Origin of the sequence: Dyella sp. M7H15-1 (genome assembly GCF_004114615.1) — a bacterium.
GTDB lineage: Bacteria > Pseudomonadota > Gammaproteobacteria > Xanthomonadales > Rhodanobacteraceae > Dyella_B.
In genome coordinates this window covers 2,290,528-2,309,081 of the sequence record NZ_CP035300.1, presented here as the reverse complement: position 1 = coordinate 2,309,081, position 18,554 = coordinate 2,290,528, and the positions used below count along the sequence as shown (strand labels likewise).

Genomic DNA, 18,554 nt, shown 5'->3' with positions numbered 1-18,554 from the left:
CATGTCACATTGCAAGACCCTGCTCGCCGCGAGCATCTTCGCCGGCCTATGTCTGTCCGGTGCGCTGCATGCGCAGGACCAGACTCAAAACACCACGACCAATGCGGGCGTCGGGGCCATTACCCAGAACCAACAGGATACGGCTCAGACGCACGGTGCCAATGCTTCCAACGCTTCCAACGCCAAGCAGTTGGCGACGGTGACAGTAACGGGTATTCGAGCCAGCTTGCAGGCATCGATGGATACAAAGCGCAACGCGGATGCCATCGTCGACGCCATCACGGCCGAGGACATCGGCAAATTCCCGGCCACCAACGTTGCCGAGGCATTGGCGCAGGTTCCCGGCGTGACGCTGGATCGCAGCATCCCTGGCACCCAGCGCGTCAGTATCGATGGCATGGATCCGAGCCTCAACGTGAGCCTGCTTGATGGACATCCTGTCGCGCAAGCCATCTGGCTGTTCGGCGACAATCCAAACCGCGGCTTCAACTATTCGCTATTGCCTGCTGAAATCCTTGGCCAGCTTGAAATCATCAAGAGCCCGGAGGCACGCATTGTCGAAGGCAGCTTGGGCGGCACAGTGCTGATGCATACGGTACAACCGCTGGATGTGGCGTCTGGCACGCTGAGCGGCTCCTTCGGTGTCAACTACAACGACATGGTTGGCAGTCAGCGTCTCAATGGATCGGTCTTCTACTCCTGGCACAACAGCGACAAGACCTTCGGCGTAGACGTATCCGCGCAGCACTATGAGTTGTTCACGTCCCGCGAAGGTATGGAGAACTACGGGTATAGCAGTGTCGCCACGGTGAACGCTGCCGCTGTAAAGGCCGGTAACAATGTCATCCAAAATGAAATCAATGCAGGGCTGATCAAGCCATCAGATCAGATTCCGAATGAACTGAGCGCGGCGAATTTCCAGCAGACGGAAAAGCGCAACAGCCTGCTGGTGAATCTGCAATACCGTCCGAACCAAAGTTTCGAAAGCACGTTGAGCCTGATGTACATGAAAGATGGGCTCAACAATGTCAACCAGTCCATGTACCCATGGGCGACCAACCAGCCTGCTGGCATCACTTCGCTGACCGAGGGGCCCAACGGGATCATTGTCGGCGGCTCGTCGGTAGGTAAGCCTTGCTACAACACGACCACCTGCACGAGCACGGCATCCACCTTCGCCGACAACTATGCTCGCCAGTCGATGGTTACCACCAAAGGCGCGGACTGGAAGGGCACGTACTTCGGCGATGGTTGGCGTCTTGCCGCGGATCTTGGCGTGAGCAGCTCGCGCAACCCGATGACGTCCTTTGTCAAGGAAATCTATTACGGAGGCGGGTTTAACTGGAACATTTACAATGGCGTGCAGTTCACGGACCCGAGCACTGCCAACAACCCCAACTACTGGGCCGACAATGGTTGGGGTGGCAACGAGGAAACCATTCTATACAAGGCGCGCGATACGTACGGCCAGCTCGATTTCAGCAAGGATTTTGCTGGTTTCGTCAACGAGGTGCTGGTGGGTGCGCGTTATGCGAGTCACTGGGAAAGCCAGGTGGAAAACGCTTTTACCGGCCCGCAGCAGCTAACCTTGAACCAAATCGGCTACGGTGGGCTGACCAACCTGTCGGGCCTGAGTGATCTGGGTCTTACCAACAGCTTCATTACCCACGTGCAAACCAGTGGTCTGGATGCGATCAAGAACGCCGTGCTCAGCACGCCGGGCTTTGGTCAAGCCAAGGACGCAAACGTCTATTTCGACAACACGTGGGCTGTGCAGCAGCAGAACAGTGCCGCTTATCTGCAGGCCAATTTCGGCAACGATGATGTCCACGGCAACCTCGGCATACGCTTCGTGCACACCCAGTTCACCTCGTCCGGCTACAACATTCCGGGTGACTGCGCGGCAGCTGATACATTCGACTGTAATTTCCCCACGGGTTATGGTTGGGTGACCTCGAAGACGTCGTTTAATAACTGGCTGCCAGCATTCAACATCGCCTGGAATATCACGCAGAATTTTATTCTGCGCGGAGCAGCTTCGGAAACCGTGGCCTACGCTCCGTACAACCAGTTGGCTCCGTACTTTGAGGCGAATGATACGGTGCTGACTGCAACCGGCGGCAACCCGAACTTGAAACCGTATCGTTCGGTCAATGTCGACGCATCGGCGGAGTGGTATTTCAACCCCGATTCCGTGTTTGCGGCCTCGGTGTTTTATAAGGATGTTCTGAACTATATCGTGAACGCGGCGACCACACAGACGCGTGTCAACGGATCCTGGACCATCCCGGGTTACCTCCAGAGCGAAGGCAATGCGCAGGTAGCCGCAGGACTTTGTACGGCGGCAGGCATCTGCCAATACGACGTGACGGCGCCAATCAATGGCGGTCGCGCCAAAGTCAAGGGCGCTACGCTCAGCTACCAGCAAGCCTTCCGTGACAGTGGTTTCGGCTTGCGCGCTAACTACACCTATTCGGACGGTTCCACTCGCAGTGGTGGCTGGCTGCCCTACAACTCGAAGAACGCCTACAACATCGGGCCCTATTTCGAGAAGGGGCCGTACAGCGCGAGCGTTTCGTACAACTATCGCAGCGCCTACCTGGCGGGCGGTTACGTGGCTGGCGCGCCCTCTACCTATGTTGACGGTTTCAAAGAGCTTGATGCATCCGCAGGTTATCAGTTCAGCAAAAATTTATCGGTCACGCTCGACATGCTGAACCTGCTTAATTCCAAGTACTACGCGTACCTGGGAAGCAAGACGCAGTTGTCCGAAGAGTATGTGACGGGCCGTCAGTTCATGCTTGAGGCACATTTCAAGTTCTGATTTTGTTGTAACAACACTTTCTTCTTCCCCGCCAAGGACCTGGCGATCTTGCCAGGTCCTTTTTTCCTGGTGCGGAGAAGTGGATGGTTTTGAACACCTCGGCGTCGGCGCAACCGGTGTTTTAGTGATCGGCTGTTTCTGACTGCGTATATACTGGTCACGTATGATGCGGCATTGTGGCTGATTGCCCGATCGGTCGAACGGGCTCTTGCAGGTAGGGAAGGCTCAGATGGTGACTCCGGAACGCATCATGGCCTGGGCAATACCGGGCTTCTTTGTCCTCATTGGTATCGAGCTGGCAGTGGCCCGATGGCGTGGCCGTGACGTCTATTACAGCAACGATGCGATCAACAGCCTTGGTCTTGGCGTGATGTCGCAGATCGTCGGCGTGTTCACCAAGCTGTTCGCGATCGGCATCTATGGTTGGTGTGCAACGCATCTGGCCTTGTGGACCTTGCCGGCCGACAGTGTCTGGGTGTGGATGAGCGGCTTGCTGCTGTACGACCTGCTGTATTACTGGCTGCACCGTCTCGGACATGAAGTGAACGTGCTGTGGGCTGCACACGTCGTACATCACCAGAGCGAAAGTTACAACTTCACCACCGCGCTGCGACAGACCGGCAGCGGCTTCCTGCTGAGCTGGTTATTCTATCTGCCGATGGCGTTGCTCGGTTATCCCGCCGAACTGTTTGCAGTAGTCGCACTGATCGACCTGCTTTATCAGTTCTGGGCACATACCGAATTGATCGATCGCCTGGGCTGGTTCGATCGCGTGTTCTGCTCACCATCCAATCATCGTGCGCATCACGCGGTGAATGATCGTTATCTTGATCACAACTATGGCGGCATCCTGATCATTTGGGATCGCCTGTTTGGCACCTTCGTCGAAGAGAACGACGAAGATCCGCCGATCTACGGCACACGCGCACCGCTGCAAAGCTGGAATCCGCTATGGGCGAACGCCGAGGTGTATTGGGCAGCCTGTAAGGATAGCTGGCACGCGCGGAACTGGCTGGACAAACTGCGTGTATGGATCAAGCCGCCAGGCTGGCGCCCCGCCGACGTGGCCGCGCGTTTTCCCAAAGAGCCGTTCGACATCACCCATGCGCGCTACAATCCGCCGATGTCCTGGGCATTGAAGTTGTACAGCCTGACCCAATGCGGTTTGCTGCTGTTGATCAGCGTGAACTTTCTCGGCACGGCACCCAAGCTGGAACTGACACAAGCGGCGCCTTACGCCATCTATCTTGTCTATAGCGTTTGGACCATCGGCATTCTGATGGAAGGCCACCGCATCGGTTTGTGGCTGGATTTGCTGCGCACGGCAGGTACATCTGTCGGCGTGTTGTGGGCTGGTCGCTGGTATGGCGTGGCACAGCTCGATACGCGTATTGCGACGGCGATCGTTGCGGTATTTGGCATCAGTGCGGTCGCAGCGCTGTTCGTGGCCGGTTATGAGCGGCGGCGTCCGGGCGCGGCACAGGCGGCGATGGGTTAAGCGTTCCATTTTTTGCGGCCATCTGTGCACGCGCCAGGTGTTGCCCCGTCCCGCTTCGTCTAACGGGGACTACCTCCGACTCCGCTTAGTTTTTGCTCAGGTTATCGATTGCTCGAGTTATCGTCGAGCAATCAAGCCATAGTGAAAAGGTTGCCCATCAAGCGCTATTTGGTCTGCTATCCTCTAAACCAAGTGAATCTTTGCGCTTATCTGATTTATTTAAAGAAAATAAAATAGTGATTTTAGGTGAAAATCACTATGATAAAGATCATTATGAATGGATAATCGAAAATATGGCTGATCTTAAAGGTGTTTCAGTAATGATGGAATCCGTACACAAGGACACGAAAGATATCAGCAAGGCAATCTATGGCAAGTGCTTTTCTGGTTCTTATGCCAGATTGGAGTGCAAACTTTTAGAGAACGACATACGCATTGTTGGCCTTGAGTGCCAAAAATCTGCTGAACTTTATTCGGAAGTCAATCAGCTCGCAATAGATTTAAAAATATTGGAAGGTCAAGGTAGTAATAAGTTGGAAGACAGGCTTAATATTTTTGCTGAGCACATAGGAGAACTAATGCCTCACATTGAAAAAGAAATGGAACATGTTGATGATAATGATCCCGAGCAGTTAGAGTACTATAAAAAATGTGATTCTCAATTTAAAGATTTATTAAGTGAATTTGTGTCATCAAGTGGAGTAGAAAGAAGCAATCTAATTGATATGAGATTCCTCAATAGACTAAATATGGAAATAGTTACTCACACTAAAAGACATATACCAATGCGCTATGAAGTAAATGAATCTTTTGCAGAAAGCATTAGAAGTGAATTTGAAGAAAATAATAAACCCATCCTGGTCCTTACAGGAGCTCATCACATATATGATTATCCATCTGAAAAATGTGGCATCTTGTCTAGATTAACAGACCTTCCGGCAGTTGGAATTAACGTCAACCCCGACGTAGAAACCATCCAATATAAAAGTTTTACCGGATCGTTCGAGATAAATGGAAAAAGTTATTCAAAAGAGAGTTCAAACGTCATCATTCAGGCTCCCCCGGATACATTTTTAGATTCAGACAAAAGAAAGTTATACGAACGAGATGATAGGATGAAAAAGGAAAATCCTAAGTATCATCCTATGTTCGATCCTGAACGAATAAACCTCCTCCACATCCAGCACAAGGAAAGGACGGACGAAATGAAAAAAAGTACTCAACGATATATAGATTCACAAAAGAACAATCAATCATTTTGTACAATTTCGTGAGATTGAGTCTATGCCTGATTCCGTGATCTCCTAACGCGCAGTGCACATGGCCTCTGGCTTTGCGAGTGATCTTTGACTTACTCGGTGGGTGAGTGGGTGATTTCACGCAAAGCAAGCGGGGTGCGAGTCAGGAACTCACGGAATCAGGATAAACTCCAGCCAATGCATCCGAAGCTAAGCACCCTCGTCGTCGCGAGTGAACTGCCGAACTACGGTAGATGGTTGCCATGCGCTTATCGGCGAGCTGATGCAAGCGAAGCAAGCGCTACTGGCGCGTGTGAGTGAGTTGGAAGAACGGATCAAGCTCGACTCTCGTACTTCATCCAAACATAAGTGATAAGTCAGCGACGCCATGTATCAGTCCGTGTGTCTGTGGTATTTATCGGCGGTTTGCATTGCGGAGACAGGCTGATGAGTTTTTTGAGCAGGATGCTGCGCCACAAATCCGTCGAGCAGTTACAAGCGGAAGTGGGCCGGCGTGGTGATTTCCGGCGCGTGCTTGGCCTGTGGCAGCTCACCGCGATCGGTATCGGTGGCATCATCGGCGTGGGTATCTTCGTGCTGGCTGGGCAGCAGGCCGCGATGAACGCGGGACCTGCCGTGGCGCTCAGCTTCGTTATCGCGGGTTTTGGCAGTGCTTGCGCCGCACTGTGCTACGCGGAATTCGCCGGGCTCATTCCGGTTACTGGCAGCGCCTATACCTATGGTTATGTGGTGCTGGGCGAATTCGTAGCTTGGATCGTCGGCTGGGATTTGTTGCTGGAATACGCACTGGTGGTGGCCGTGGTGGCCATCGGCTGGTCCGGCTATGTGCAAGTGTTGCTTGGCTCGGCCGGCGTGCACCTGCCGGAGTGGGCGCAGCAGAGCATGAGCGCGCAGACGATGGAGTATTACCTGCAGCAGATCTTCGGCGCGCATGGCACCCAGGCCATCGCTAGGCCCAGCGACGGTCATCGCTTCAACGTGATCGCTGCGGGAGTTTCATTGCTGGTGGCTGCGCTGCTTACCATTCGCACCGAGTGGGGCGCGCGTTTCAATACGCTGGTGGTGACGATCAAGGTGATCGGCGTGCTGCTGGTGGTGGGTGTCGGCGCCTTCTATGTGAACACCGCAAACTGGCATCCTTTCATTCCTGCTCGCGTTTTCGATGCGCAAGGCGTAGGACACTTCGGTTGGGCCGGCGTGTTGACTGGTGCCAGTGTGGTGTTCTTCGCCGTATTTGGCTACGACACCTTGACCACGGCCGCGGAAGAAGCCAAGTACCCACAGCGCGATCTTCCACGCGCGGTGTTGTTGTCACTTGCCGTGGCCATGACGCTGTATATCGCGGTATCACTGGTGCTCACCGGTATTACCCACTACAGCCATCTCAGCGGCGATGCCTCGGTTTCGGATGCCTTTGAATCCATCGGCCTACACGGGTTGAGCGTGACCATCGCTGCCGCTGCAGTGATCGGTGTGACCAGCGTGCTGTTCGCCTTCATGCTGGGTGCGGCACGTATCTGGTTTGCGCTGGCGCGGGATGGCTTGCTGCCAGCGTGGTTTGCACATATCCATCCGCGCTTCGGCACGCCGGCACGGCCGACCGTGATCATCGGCGTATTTACCGCACTGGTGGCGGGCCTGCTACCGATTGGCGAAGTGGCCGAGCTGGTCAACATCGGTACGCTCAGTGCCTTCATCATCATTTGCACGGCGGTGCTGGTACTGCGTGTGCGCAAGCCGCATGTCGCACGCAGTTTCCGTGCGCCGGCGCTGGCCATTGTCGCGCCGTTGGGCGTGCTGTTTTCCCTGTTGTTGATTTTCGGTGTGCCCATGCAGGATGCCGAGGGTTGGCATGTGATCGGCGGCCTGCCGTGGATTACCTTTGAGCGATTCATCATTTGGATGGGTCTGGGCGGCCTGGTCTACTTTGGGTATGGCATGCGGCATAGCAGGTTGGAGCACGAAAAATAATGGATCGTCGGTGGAATCTGTGGGTGATTCCACCCATGATTTGAGGTTTTAGGTGGCAAAGAGAAAGCGGTAGAGCTTGCGACAGGTAGTATCGAAAGCTCTTTGCTGAGCCTCAGTGATGTCAGGCCATATCAAGGGTCCGCCTTCCTCTTCGAGATAGTGCTGCAACAGAACTAACGCTGACCGGCGCATGTGCACGGGATCTTCATGGCGGCGACGGATGAGTTCGCCACCCAGCATCCAAAGATGATCGCGGTGACGGCGACAGGTCTTGTCCGTGATGGATTGATGCAGCAGGTCGACAAGGAAGGGGGCGCAAGTGCTCGACAATACCCTGGCCAACGAGCAGGTCGTTTTGTTCGATGCACCAGGAGACTGGCCATTAATACAATTTGCGTACGGTGCGTGTCTGGTTGCTCAAAGAGCAATTCCAGCCATTATGGGATTACGTCTCGCCGACCTGGGCCGGCAAATTCCTTGGCGACTGGTGTACTCAGGTCATGCGCTCGCGCATCGAACCGATGAAGAAGTTTGCCAAGACGGTGCGGGCTCACCGGGAGCTGATCCTCAACTACTTCCGGGCGCGCAAGCAGTTTTCCAGCGGAATCGTCGAGGGTTTGAACAACAAAGCCAAAGTCACCATGAGAAAAGCGTATGGCTTCCGAACCGTAACTATTCACCCCTCCCCCGCTGAAAAGCCTCCTACGTGAAATCTGGCATTTTCAATGAGTACGAAATGGTATTTGCGTGCCCTAAGCTGGTCATTTTGGTCAAATTTTGGCCAAAATTCTGTCGTCAAGGGGGAGGGGTGAATAGTTACCACCAGATCAAGCAACGATTACCACTACTGCGGCCACGCCTGTACCTCTCTTATCGGGAGCTGCAAGCACTCGCAGTGCTGTGAAGCAACCTCCGAAGAGCGTAGTGCGGGAAAACCGCACGCTACGTTCTGTGGGAGCCGGAGGCGGGCGACCGCCTCCGGCGACCCGGTGGGGCCGGGTTATCCCAGCTCCCTACCCGATTGGGAGTGTCAATGAGTAAGGCGATGGATGTTTTGATCGGATAACTGTTCTCGCCTACTCACTCACCGACTCAGGGCGAGGTCGCATGAGCTGCCGAATCTCTCAGTTCCTAGGATCAGCAGTGACAGACGTGGACAGATTGCTAAAATCACGGACGTGGAAAGTCTCGCCGGGCAGGCCAAGCGCGTTCAAAAAATCAACCGCCTGGCGTATTGCATCAGGACCTTGCTGGGCCGTTGTCCCGATAAATTCAGGAATCGGTAGCCTCAGCGTGTCTTTCTCGGATAGGTTCTTCATCTCTTGTATAATTAAAGGTCGTATGCCGACTGGTGCGGAAGCAAGGCTTACTAAACTTGCCAGTCGCGTGGAAGGATCATCACTCCTAATATTTTTAATATCTTTAGCTACTTGTAATACGTCTGCGGGAATATCACCAAAGGCATGTTGGTGTAATTCCTTCGCGAACGCTGGATCGATAGCAAGTTTGGCGGTGCGTTGAGAGGAATTGGTGCCGCTGCCAGAGGGGCGCAACTTGTTGTAAAACTCATCGAGACTAGTTTTTTCGGGTTCGGCGCGGACTACGTTTACGTATGAGGTGGTATTGATAGGGTTCGTCATGTTGATCCGTGTTCAAGGTTATTTTGAGTTCTCAAGAAGTGTTGAGAAACGAATGGCGGCAAAATTTTCATCGATACGGTCTATAAGCCCGGGTATCGCGCTATTTGGACATGCAGGCAATGTGAATTTGAACGGATTCTCGTTGGACTCGTATTGGACCGCTTCACCTACGTTCGTTTTTCACAGCACCGTTATGCCTTGGATAGGGAATAAATTTAGAACTTCCCTAAGGTTATGAGTATGGGAAAAACCGAAGGGTATTGTATCGGGTAAATACCTGAGCTGCATGGTGTCGTGGTCCCCGCGCGTTCGGCACGAACAGGACGAAGCACTCCAACCTTTTATTTATGTCATGTTTTGACTGGATCCCAGCCTTCGCCGGGATGACGGGCGAGGGAGGCTCAATCCGTTTGCAACTCCGCCACGAAATCGTAAATATCCCCGCGATACCAAGACGTGGTGAACTCCACTACCCTCCCATCATCCAGAAATCCGCGGCGCTCGATATGCAACCCGGCGCTACCCACGGTTACGTGCAGCAAACGCGCTTGCCGCGCACCAAGCAGCACCGCGCGCAAGCGCTGCAAGGCCCGAACGGGCCGGCAGTTGTGTGTCTCCAGCGTTTCGTAGAGCGAGTCGTGCACTTCGTGCGGGTCCGGCAAGATGCTGGCGGGTACCACCGTACGTTCGATCGCCAGCGGTTCGTCTTCCGCATAGCGCACGCGATGCAGGCGGGCGACCAATACGCCGGGTGACAGGTTCAACGCCATCGACTCCTCGGGCGTAACCTCGCCCACACTGCGCTCAAAGAACTCCGAGCGTGGATGCAGACCGCGGGCGCGCAGGTCTTCGGTAAAGCTGGTCAGACGTGACATCGGCTTGATGATGCGCTCGGCCACAAAGGTGCCGGCGCCGTGGCGCTGGGTCAACAGACCTTCCTCGACCAGGCCGGAAATGGCTTTGCGCACGGTTACCCGGGACAAACCCAGGGCCTGTGACAGATCACGTTCGCTGGGCAGGGTATAACCTGGCTCGATGTCCCGGTGCTGGATCACATTGCGGATAGCTCGGCGCAACCGCAGGTAGGCCAGCGGTTGGTGGGTGGTCGTATCGCGGCTAAGGCGCCGGTATTCGTCAGCCAGGGCATTTTGCATAGTTGCAAACCATACCAATGCGTAACCACTGGGACAATGGGTCGGGATCGAAGGCCGTCAATCGGGAATCGGGAATCGGGAATCGGGAATCGGGAATCGGGAATCGGGAATCGGGAATCGGGAAGAGCGGTACACAGACTAGGGCCGGGGTGACGCATTTTACGATTCCCGATTCCCGATTCTCGATTCTCGATTGACGATTCCCGGCACTACATACGATGGCAACGCACAAAAGACTGGTATTGCCTGGTATGTCATTGGTACCATCAAAACTCCCCCGGGTGGCCGCACCTCCGTGGCTGCCAGCATTCATCGAGGTGAGATGTGACTGCACCTGCTCAACCGGTCGACTTGTTCGACCTGGTGATTTTCGGCGGCACCGGCGATCTGGCCGTGCGCAAATTGCTCCCCGCATTGTTCCACCGCTACGTCGATGGCCAGATTCAAGATGGCAGCCGCATCATCGGCGTAGCCCGCGAAGCGCTGGACGAGGACGGTTACCGCAACCAGATTCGTTCCGCGCTCAGCGGCGCGGTGATATCGCAACCGGCCAAGCTGGACGCTTTCCTCAAGCGAGTGCATTACTGCTCGCTGGATGCGCGCAAGGATGAAGGCTGGGACGATTTCGCCAGTCTGCTGGCCAAACAACCTGGTCACGTGCGCGTGTTCTACCTTTCCACCTCGCCGGAGCTGTTTGTCGATATCTGCCAACGCCTGGGTCACTGCGGTCTCAATCAGGACAAGTCGCGCGTCGTGTTGGAAAAGCCGATCGGCAAAGATCTGGCCAGCGCCAACCGCATCAATGATGACGTCGGCCGCGTGTTCGACGAATCGCAGACTTTCCGTATCGATCATTACCTTGGCAAGGAAACGGTGCAGAACTTGCTGGCGTTGCGCTTTGGCAACGCCCTGTTCGAGCCGCTGTGGAACGCCGGCCATATCGACCACGTGCAGATCACCGTGGCCGAGACACTGGGCGTGGAACGCCGTGGTCCGTATTACGACACCGCTGGCGCGCTGCGCGACATGGTGCAGAACCACATGCTGCAATTGCTGTGCATGGTGGCGATGGAGCCGCCGGCTTCGTTGTCGCCTGATTCGGTGCGTGATGAAAAGTTGAAGGTGCTGCACGCACTCAAGCCCATCGATGGTGGCAACGCTTCCCAGTTCACCGTGCGTGGCCAGTACCGCGCGGGTGCGGCACAAGGTCATAGCGTGCCCGGTTATATCGAAGACTTGAATGCTGACAGCAAGGTCAAAGTCGAGAAATCGAACACCGAAACCTTCGTGGCCCTGAAAGCCGAAATCGGCAACTGGCGCTGGTCCGGTGTGCCGTTCTATCTGCGCACCGGCAAGCGCCTGGCTGATCGCGTGTCGGAAATCGTGGTGGCCTTCAAGCCCGTGCCGCACTCGATCTTCACCGCTGCGGCTGGTCCGCTGGCGCAAAATCGCCTGGTGCTGCGTTTGCAGCCGGATGAAGGCGTGAAACTGTGGCTCACCATCAAGCATCCGGGTCCGGGTGGCTTGCGTTTGCGTCATGTGCCGCTGGATATGAGCTTTGCCGAAGCGTTCGGCGTACAACAGCCGGATGCCTACGAGCGTCTGCTGCTTGATGTGGTGCGCGGCAACCCCACGTTGTTCATGCGTCGCGATGAAGTAGAAGCCGCATGGCGCTGGGCCGACCCGATCCTTGCCGCGTGGATGGCAAGCGGTGAAGCACCGCGTCCGTATACCGCCGGCACCTGGGGGCCGAGCGCAGCGGTAGCGCTGATCGAGCGTGACGGCCGCACCTGGGATGAGGATGACGAATAGTGTCTGCCCAGCAACAGCTTCATGTTTTCGAAGATGGCCAGGCACTGGCCATGGCCTTGTCATCGAGTATTGCCGACAAGCTGCGCACGGCCATCGAAGCGCGTGGCGAAGCATGGATTGCCGTCTCTGGCGGCAGCACGCCCAAGCGTCTGTTTGAAGTGCTTTCCAATGAAGCACTGGATTGGTCGCGCGTTACCGTCACGCTGGTCGATGAGCGCTGGGTGCCCGACACCGACGAGCGCTCCAACGCACGCATGGTGGAAGCCTTGCTGTTGCAGCACAAAGCCGCCGATGCGGAATTCGTGCCGCTGTATGTGGAAACCGCCACCCCGGAGGCTGGCATTGCCGACGTGCGTACGCGCATCCGTGCCTTGAAGCAGCCGCTCGATGTGGTGGTGCTGGGCATGGGGTCGGATGGTCACACGGCATCATTCTTTCCCGGTGGCGATCGCCTCGGCGAAACGCTGGATCTGTCCAACACCGCGCAGGTGTTGCCGATGCGTGCGCCGGGCGCGGGCGAGCCGCGTATAACGTTTACGCTGCGCGAACTGTTGCAGGCGCATGCTCTTTACCTGCACATCCAAGGCGACGACAAACGTGTCGTGCTTGACCAGGCCGAACGGCCAGGCAGTAATTTGCCGATTGCTAGTGTGCTGCGCAATGCGAAGCAGTTGGACATCTATTGGTGTCCGTAATGCATCTGGCATCGCATCCTTCACGTAGGTTGGGTGAGCGCATGCGAACCCCAACACCGCCATACCCATGCTTGTTCGATGTTGGGGTTTGCACCCTAACCTACGCGCGTCAACGCCGAATCCTTTCGGCTGGAGTCTGAAATGAGTTTGCACCCTGTCGTAGCCGAAGTCACCGAACGCATCCGCGAACGCAGTCGCGACACGCGCGCTGCCTATCTGGATCACATCGATGGTGCCGCCATCGAAGGCACACATCGCGCACGTCTATCCTGTGGCAACCTTGCCCATGGCTTTGCTGCCTGCGGTGTGCAGGACAAGGCCGCGCTGCGCGAAGGCCACACACCCAATATCGGCATCGTTACCGCGTACAACGACATGTTGTCGGCGCATCAGCCGTACGAGCGCTACCCTGCCTTTATCCGTGAGATAGCGCGCGATGCCGGCTTCACCGCCCAGGTCGCCGGTGGTGTGCCGGCGATGTGCGATGGCGTGACGCAGGGGCGTTCCGGCATGGAGCTGTCGCTGTTCTCGCGCGATCTGATTGCGATGGCGACGGCCGTGTCGTTGTCGCATGACATGTTCGACGGTGCGCTGTACCTGGGCATTTGCGACAAGATCGTGCCGGGCCTGTTGATTGGCGCGCTGAGCTTTGGTCATTTGCCGGGCGTATTCGTGCCCAGCGGGCCCATGCCCAGCGGCATCACCAACGAACAGAAATCGAAAGTGCGCCAGGCCTATGCAGAAGGCAAGGCAAGCCGCGCGCAATTGCTGGAAGCAGAGGCCAGCTCCTACCACGCGCCGGGCACCTGCACGTTCTACGGCACGGCCAACTCCAACCAGATGCTGATGGAGATCATGGGCCTGCATCTGCCGGGTGCGAGTTTCGTTGCGCCGGATACGCCGCTGCGCGATGCGCTCACCGCCGAAGCGGTGCGTCGCAGCGCCTCGCTAGGCAAGCACGGCGACCATCTTCCGATTGGCCACATCATGGATGAGCGCGCTATCGTCAACGGCGTGATCGGCCTGCATGCTACCGGCGGCTCTACCAATCATCTGTTGCATCTGGTCGCCATTGCGGCGGCGGCAGGTATCGCGCTGCGCTGGGAAGACTTCGATGCATTGTCATCCGTGGTGCCCCTGCTGGCACGTGTGTATCCCAACGGCTATGCCGACGTGAACCAGTTCCATGAAGCTGGTGGCATGGGCTTCCTGATCGACCAATTGCTCAGCGCCGGCCTGTTGCACGGTGATGCACGTGCGATTACCGGCGGCACGCTGGCTGATTACGGCAAGGTGCCGGCGCTGGATGAATCCGGCCATCTCATCTGGACGCCGGTGCTCAAGCAAAGCGGCAATCGCGGCGTGCTGCGCGGTATCGATGAACCGTTCCGCCTGGATGGCGGTTTGCGCATGGTGCACGGCAATCTCGGCCGCGCTGTGATCAAGGTGTCCTCGGTGCCGGAGGATCGCTTGGTGATCGAAGCGCCGGCAGTGGTGTTCCACGATCAGGACGACATCAAGCGTGCCTTCGATCGTGGCGAGCTTGATCGGGATTTCATAGCGGTGGTGCGTTTTCAGGGGCCGCGTGCGATCGGAATGCCGGAGCTACACAAACTGACGCCGACGCTCGCTGTCTTGCAGGATCGCGGCCATCGCATTGCCTTGGTGACCGACGGACGCATGTCCGGCGCTAGTGGCCGCGTGCCGGCAGCGATCCATGTCACGCCGGAAGCGGATGATGGAGGCCCGATCGCGAAGATCCGCGATGGCGACATCATCCGCCTCGATGCGATGCACGGTCAGCTTGATGTGCTGGTGGATGCGGGCGAATTCGCCGCACGCACGCCAGCCATCGAGGACCTATCCAGGCATCAGCGCGGCATGGGACGTGAATTGTTCGGCATGTTCCGCCGTAACGCGATGGCGGCTGATCTCGGCGCTGGCGTGTTGTAACGCAGGTTCGTTCCCCCCTTCGGGGAGGGGGCTAGCCCTTCGCCACGGCAAAACGTTCGATAACATGCAGGCCGAATCATGAACATTGAAGCAAAGCAACAGCAAGTCGAAACCACCATGCGCCTCGCACCGGTGATCCCGGTCGTCATCATCGATGATGCGAAGCATGCCGTGCCCATGGCGCGCGCCCTGGTGGCGGGTGGTATTCCCGCCATTGAAGTCACCTTGCGCACGCCTGCCGCACTCGATGCCATTCGCGCCATCGCCCGTGAAGTGGAAGGCGCCGTGGTAGGTGTCGGTACGGTGCTTTCGGCCAAAGACCTGCATGCCGCCGAACAGGCGGGCGCACGCTTTGCCGTATCGCCCGGTGTCTCGCCCAACCTGCTCGCCGCCGCGGACGACAGCGCATTGCCGCTGTTGCCCGGTGCGGCAACCGCCAGCGAAGCGATGAACTTGCTGGAGCGTGGCTATCGTCACCTGAAGTTCTTCCCCGCGGTGCCTGCCGGTGGCGCCAAATTGCTGGGCGCGTGGGCCAGCCCGCTGCCGCAACTGCGCTTCTGTCCCACGGGTGGCATTTCGCTTCTCAGCGCACCGGACTTCCTGGTCCTGCCCAACGTGCTTTGTGTCGGCGGCTCCTGGCTTACGCCGAATGAAAAGTTGAAAAGCAGCGACTGGAGCGGGATCGAGCAACTGGCGCGTGAAGCGGCCTTGCTGAAAGGCGTGATCGCTTGATCGAACTTTGACATTGCCGCCTTGAGGCGCGCGCCCACACCTTACGAGGTCACGATCCATGACCACCAAAATCAAAGCAGGCTCGGAAGCCCACAAGGCTCTTTTTTGCAAGCAGTTCATGGACACGTATCAGCACTACGATCCCGAAACGCTGCCATGGCCGACTTTAAGCGATGCGGATCTTGAGCGATTGCGTGGCGTACCGTTCTGGCAGGAGGTGTATCACACCGAACGCCGGGCAGGCGCGATCGTCGATGCGTTTACGCCGCACGTGGCCGATCCGGTCGTTCGTGAGGCCATCGCACTGCAGGGGTTGGAAGAGAGACGTCACGCAGACCTGATCCGGGTCATGATCGAACGTTACGGTATCGATGCCACGCCGCAGTCGCTGGAAGCCTTTCCCGACGATCTGGAAACGGCGTTCATCGACTTCGGTTTTGGTGAATGCCTGGATGCGTTTCTGGGCTTTGGCGCATTCAAGTCAGCACGCCAATCCGAATTCCTGCCTGCCAGTCTGTTCGATATTTTCGACACGCTGATGTTCGAAGAAACGCGACATATCGTCTTCTTCATCAACTATATGGCGTGGCGCGAACGGCAACGCGGCCTGGGCAGCGTCCGGCGCGCTCTCAAATCGACACGGTTCTACGCCAGGGCCGGCGGTCGCCTGATGGGGATGGTCAAGCGCGGCCAGGAGCCGAACGACGGCAAGGACTTTGCCGTGACGCAAGCCAACCTGTTCCTCGAAGGGTTTTCGTTCCGCGGTTTCGTTGAAGACTGCTATCGCGAAAATGCACGCCGCATGAGCGAATTCGACCCGGAACTGATGCAGCCGCGGCTCCTTCCCACCATGGCCGGCCTGGCACTTCGCGGGTTAAGGGCGTGGGATTTTGCGCGTTCGCCACTACGGAAATCGGGCCGTGCCAATCAGTCCGCGTAATAAGTGTTGCCCGCATGAATCATCACAGTGACGCGCCGTTTGCTGGCGCGTACCTCAGCTCTTCTGAGGCATTTGCCACGGCGCGTACTGCCAGCAGCTTTGGTAATACGTTTTCAGGATGCGATCGAGTCCATGGAGTTCGAATTCAAAGCCATAACGAAGTGTGCTGTTCTTGTCGCGGACCCATGCGCCAATGCTATGCGCAGTGATGAGATTGCCAAGTTGCGTGGAAGGGTAATCGCGCGTGATCACCACGGACTGGTCATGGACGGTCGCGTTCTCCTGCTGCTGCGGGAGACTCTCGTTGCGATTGATCTCGAAGAAAGAACGGGCGGCGCGCGCAACGATCTGCCTGGCATGATCCGCCCCAACCGTGTTGTAGGCCGTGAGCGTTACGTTTCCCTGCTTGCACTGCAAAGTCATGCGATGTTCGCCGCCACGCTTTACTTCGTTGAGCACTAGGTAAGGCGCTCCGGATTGAACCTGGTAGGTAGCCATGAGCGGAAGGCGCCCGTTGTTCGCTAGGCGCGTTGAAATCATCTGGTCGGCGCTGAGCCACGCCAGCCCGTCGCGCGAGGCCGTCAACATCGACGTGAGTGCGGCGGCATCGATATCCATGTCTTTCAGATAGGTCGTCACGTCATCCGGCGTCTGCGGAGCGGAACCCGCACCGGCCGGCTTAGGGTCGCTGACCTGATGGGTGGGGAAGCCAATGCGGTCGGCACCTGTCGGCGCCCAGCGATACAGTCCACCCAGGTAGGCATAGGCGCATGCATCGATACATGTGGCAGGTTTGCCTGCCCCCACATGTCGAGGCAAGCGAGGCGTGCCCAGATGCGTCACCATCGAGTCTTCGCGAAACTGCCGACCCAACGCCATGCCTGCGGCGATATCGCCACCGGAGGCATTCAGATAGACATCGGAGCCGGTGGCGATCTTGCCTGACCTCACCATCGCCTCGAAACGTTGCGACGCGTCGGCATCGATGACGCCGGAGAGATAAACCTGCGGTGCTTTGGCAAGGGTCAGCGTAAGACGATCGTTGTTGACCTGAATGGTGAGCTGACTCTGGCTCTGGTTGCTTTTGTACGTGGGCGTACCCGCGTTTTCTGCGAGGAGGTTCCGCGCTGGCGCTAGGCAAGCCAACAGTGGCAACACGCCAAACCAGGCGTAGCGGCGATGTTTTATCCAGCGGATGGAATATGTATCGGCGTAACGATGCTGCACTTCGGCTCCTGGACCCGAAATCATTCGGTGACGGCGGTCGCATAGTTTCCTGCCCGCCGGATGTCTTACAGGTGAACGCGGCCTTTAGGTGAAACACGCTCGTCATTCAACGCAAGAACGTTCGCGCAATCCAATTAACTCAGAATGAGGTAAGCCCCCGGCTTTGCCGGGGGACTCACCAAGGTTTGACCTATACGGCGGTCGTAGTGAACCTGAAATCTCGACCAAGAGACGAGGTTCACGATGAAAGAGTATCAAAGCTTGAGTCATGCCCGTTGGGACTGTAAGTACCGCGTGGTGTTCATTCCCAAGCGGAGAAAGAAGCAGGTGTTTGGAGAGTTACGCAAGCACTTGGGCGAGGTCTTCCACGAGTTGGCTTCGCACAAGGAATCGCAGATTGTGGAAGGCCACCTGATGAGCGACCACATTCACATGTGCATCAGCATTCCGCCGAAGTATGCAGTGTCGAACGTGGTGGGTTACCTCAAGGGTAAGAGTGCCATCACCATTGCGTGCAAGTTCGGAGGACGGAATCGAAACTTCACTGGGGAGTCGTTTTGGGCACGAGGCTATTTCGTCTCGACGGTGGGCTTGGACGAAGCGATGGTGAGGGCATACATCCGAAACCAAGAGCAAGAGGATGAACGTTACGACCAGATGAAGCTGGGCGTGTAGCCCGCCGCCTTCAGGCGGCTCACGCTGTTATCGCCCCTTTGAGGGGCTCACCCAATAAAGCCCCCGGCTTTGCCGGGGGATACTTACTTGCGAATTCGCGGCAATCGCGATCACTCAGAAAAAATTGCCTTTTTCCCGTTTCTTTCTTGGTTTTTCACTCGGCAACAACGAGCA

The 18,554-nt window shown here is 56.8% G+C and carries 14 protein-coding genes; 11 read left to right on the top strand and 3 right to left on the bottom strand.

What is annotated here, in order from left to right:
- Nucleotide 1 precedes the first annotated feature (1 nt).
- The 5 genes from EO087_RS10735 (at nucleotide 2) to EO087_RS10715 (ending at nucleotide 8,262) form a co-directional block, all read left to right on the top strand.
- Complete coding sequence (locus EO087_RS10735) at nucleotides 2-2,824, top strand: TonB-dependent receptor (protein WP_128898860.1); 2,823 nt, start codon at nucleotides 2-4, stop codon at nucleotides 2,822-2,824.
- Nucleotides 2,825-3,053: 229 nt separating this feature from the next.
- Entirely contained in the window at nucleotides 3,054-4,322 is a 1,269-nt protein-coding gene (locus EO087_RS10730; protein ID WP_128898859.1) for a sterol desaturase family protein, read from the top strand.
- A 92-nt stretch (nucleotides 4,323-4,414) separates the two neighbouring features.
- Nucleotides 4,415-5,596, top strand: coding sequence for a hypothetical protein (locus tag EO087_RS10725; RefSeq protein WP_128898858.1), 1,182 nt, complete (start codon nucleotides 4,415-4,417; stop codon nucleotides 5,594-5,596).
- Between the two features lie 411 nt (nucleotides 5,597-6,007).
- Nucleotides 6,008-7,552: an amino acid permease gene (locus tag EO087_RS10720; protein WP_128898857.1), complete on the top strand. Its 1,545-nt coding sequence runs from the start codon at nucleotides 6,008-6,010 to the stop codon at nucleotides 7,550-7,552.
- Between the two features lie 413 nt (nucleotides 7,553-7,965).
- A complete protein-coding gene (locus EO087_RS10715; RefSeq protein ID WP_205744351.1) occupies nucleotides 7,966-8,262 on the top strand; it encodes a transposase in 297 nt (98 codons plus the stop codon).
- Between the two features lie 414 nt (nucleotides 8,263-8,676).
- Here the strand turns inward: EO087_RS10715 and EO087_RS10710 are convergent, their stop codons facing one another.
- A complete protein-coding gene (locus tag EO087_RS10710; RefSeq protein ID WP_128898856.1) occupies nucleotides 8,677-9,192 on the bottom strand; it encodes a hypothetical protein in 516 nt (171 codons plus the stop codon).
- A 401-nt stretch (nucleotides 9,193-9,593) separates the two neighbouring features.
- Nucleotides 9,594-10,346: a GntR family transcriptional regulator gene (locus EO087_RS10705; RefSeq protein ID WP_128898855.1), complete on the bottom strand. Its 753-nt coding sequence runs from the start codon at nucleotides 10,344-10,346 to the stop codon at nucleotides 9,594-9,596.
- 324 nt (nucleotides 10,347-10,670) lie between these two features.
- On the opposite strand from EO087_RS10705, the gene zwf reads away from it, so the two are divergent.
- The 5 genes from zwf (at nucleotide 10,671) to EO087_RS10680 (ending at nucleotide 16,478) form a co-directional block, all read left to right on the top strand.
- The gene (gene zwf, locus EO087_RS10700) at nucleotides 10,671-12,158 is read left to right on the top strand and encodes a glucose-6-phosphate dehydrogenase (protein ID WP_128898854.1); all 1,488 of its coding nucleotides are present in this window, start codon (nucleotides 10,671-10,673) and stop codon (nucleotides 12,156-12,158) included.
- 50 nt (nucleotides 12,159-12,208) lie between these two features.
- Nucleotides 12,209-12,853, top strand: a complete 645-nt coding sequence (gene pgl, locus EO087_RS10695; protein WP_128899901.1) for a 6-phosphogluconolactonase — start codon at nucleotides 12,209-12,211, stop codon at nucleotides 12,851-12,853.
- Nucleotides 12,854-12,994: 141 nt separating this feature from the next.
- On the top strand, nucleotides 12,995-14,806 hold the full coding sequence (gene edd, locus EO087_RS10690) for a phosphogluconate dehydratase (RefSeq protein WP_128898853.1): 1,812 nt from the start codon (nucleotides 12,995-12,997) through the stop codon (nucleotides 14,804-14,806).
- 78 nt (nucleotides 14,807-14,884) lie between these two features.
- Nucleotides 14,885-15,538 carry a bifunctional 4-hydroxy-2-oxoglutarate aldolase/2-dehydro-3-deoxy-phosphogluconate aldolase gene (gene eda / locus EO087_RS10685; RefSeq protein ID WP_205744350.1) on the top strand — a complete coding sequence of 218 codons (654 nt, stop codon included), beginning with the start codon at nucleotides 14,885-14,887 and terminating at the stop codon, nucleotides 15,536-15,538.
- 58 nt (nucleotides 15,539-15,596) lie between these two features.
- Complete coding sequence (locus tag EO087_RS10680) at nucleotides 15,597-16,478, top strand: ferritin-like domain-containing protein (RefSeq protein WP_128898851.1); 882 nt, start codon at nucleotides 15,597-15,599, stop codon at nucleotides 16,476-16,478.
- Between the two features lie 54 nt (nucleotides 16,479-16,532).
- Here the strand turns inward: EO087_RS10680 and EO087_RS10675 are convergent, their stop codons facing one another.
- On the bottom strand, nucleotides 16,533-17,705 hold the full coding sequence (locus EO087_RS10675) for a hypothetical protein (RefSeq protein WP_240669022.1): 1,173 nt from the start codon (nucleotides 17,703-17,705) through the stop codon (nucleotides 16,533-16,535).
- Between the two features lie 243 nt (nucleotides 17,706-17,948).
- Between EO087_RS10675 and tnpA the strand changes: the two genes are divergently transcribed.
- Entirely contained in the window at nucleotides 17,949-18,380 is a 432-nt protein-coding gene (tnpA, locus tag EO087_RS10670; RefSeq protein ID WP_128898850.1) for an IS200/IS605 family transposase, read from the top strand.
- Nucleotides 18,381-18,554: the final 174 nt, after the last annotated feature.